General features: G+C 59.8%; 2 protein-coding genes. Both read left to right on the forward strand.

The genetic code is table 11. The features are described from left to right. The coding region (locus VZ95_RS07810) for an ammonium transporter (protein ID WP_045775351.1) at positions 1-1,095 on the forward strand (1,095 nt) is incomplete at its 5' end. Positions 1,096-1,218: 123 nt separating this feature from the next. Beyond that, complete coding sequence (locus VZ95_RS07815; protein WP_052711586.1) at positions 1,219-1,935, forward strand: O-methyltransferase; 717 nt, start codon at positions 1,219-1,221, stop codon at positions 1,933-1,935. Positions 1,936-1,944 lie beyond the last annotated feature (9 nt).

Genomic DNA, 1,944 nt, shown 5'->3' on the forward strand with positions numbered 1-1,944 from the left:
ATGCAGTCCTTCGCCATTACCTGCATCGTAACGATCCTTTGGGTCGTGATTGGGTATAGCTTGGCCTTTTCGGAAGGTAGCGCCTTTATCGGCGGCCTCTCGAATGTGATGCTGGCGGGCGTGACGCTGGAAAGCGTGAATTCGCTGGCGGCCACCATTCCGGAAACCGTCTTCCTCACCTATCAGATGACCTTTGCGATCATCACCGTCGCGCTGATTACTGGCGCGGTTGCGGATCGTATGAAGTTCTCGGCGCTCGTGCTCTTCTCGATCTTCTGGTTGCTGTTGTGCTACGTGCCGGTCGCCAAATGGGTTTGGGGCGGCGGGTTCCTGGGTTCCGCGGGCGTGCTGGATTTCGCCGGTGGTACGGTCGTTCATATCAATGCCGGGGTCGCCGGTCTGGTTGCGGCGCTTGTGATTGGTAAGCGTCGGGGCTATGGCACGGAAATGTTCCTGCCCCATAACCTCGTGCTGTCGGTCATCGGTGCGTCGCTGCTGTGGGTGGGTTGGTTCGGCTTCAACGCCGGGTCGGCCGTCACCGCAGGTTTCGGGGCCGGTATGGCGATGCTGGCAACCCAGATTGCCGCTGCCGCTGCCGCACTCGCCTGGATGTTCGCCGAATGGGCCATGCGCGGTAAACCCTCGATCCTCGGCATCATCTCGGGGGCGGTTGCCGGTCTTGTGGCCATTACCCCGGCGGCGGGTTTCGTCGGTCCGGGGGCTGCCATCATCATCGGTCTGATTTCGGGCGTGATCTGCTTCTGGTCGGCAACGAGCCTCAAGAATGCGCTTGGGTACGACGATAGCTTGGATGCGTTTGGTGTTCACGGCGTTGGCGGCATCGTCGGCGCGATCCTCACCGGCGTCTTCGCCAGCCCGGCCATTACCGGCAGTGCCGAAAAGGCTGGTCTGCTCGATGGCAATGGCGGTCAAGTGCTGTTGCAGCTCTATGGTGTTGCCGTGACGGTCGTTTACACTGCGGTTGTGACCTTCATCATTCTGAAGGTTGTCGATCTTATCGTCGGCCTGCGGGTCGATCCCGATGCGGAACGCGAAGGCCTCGACCTGCGCCTGCACGGCGAATCGATCCACTAAGCCGACCCTATCGGTTAAGAAGCCTGGGAGAGAGCCGCGCGAGCGGCTCTCTTTTTGTTTGGCATTAGGCCGCCCCTGTGAAAATTATCGCGGCAGATCATCCGCCACGCGAAAGGGGTTCCTGTGCCGCTAGGGAAATTGGAACAGCTTCAGCAGGACGTGCAAAAGCTTCTGGCCGAGGTGGCAAACCTATCGACGCGCCTTGCGGAAGTCTCGGCGGAACTAGCGGTCGCACCGCAACCGACAACCTGGGTGCCGCCGGGGCATATTTATTCGCCCATTGTCGATCTTACCGAACTGGCCCAGCGCGCGGCCCAGGTGTTCGATCCCGATCGGGCATTACCCCAGATCGATTTGCGGGCGGAGGCCCAGCTTGCGTTGCTCGCAGACCTGAACCGCCATGCCGCCCGCCTGACTTTTCCGGAGACAGCGGGGGAGGCGGGCGGCTTTTATTACCAGAATCCCTTTTTCCCGCCCGGCGATGCGCAGGTGCTTGCGAGCCTCATGATGCATCTGCGCCCGCGCCGCTTCATCGAAGTCGGCAGTGGCTATACCTCGGCGTTGGCGCTCGCCGTGGACCGGCAGTTTTTGGGACGTGCAACCGATTTCACCTTTATCGAACCCTATCCTGAACGGCTCTACGGCCTGATGCGGGCCGAAGATCGCGCGCGCTACCCGGTTTTCGAGCAGCCGGTTCAGGATGTTCCCTTGGATTTGTTTAAAGCGCTGGAGAGCGGTGACTTTCTGTTCATCGACTCGACCATGTGTCGAAAGCGGGGGGGAATGGTGAACCATGAAATTTTCGAAATACTGACCGTAATTCTAAAATCGGGAGTCTAATGTTCATTT

This window comes from Elstera litoralis (assembly GCF_000963705.1).
Classification (GTDB): Bacteria; Pseudomonadota; Alphaproteobacteria; order Elsterales; family Elsteraceae; genus Elstera; species Elstera litoralis.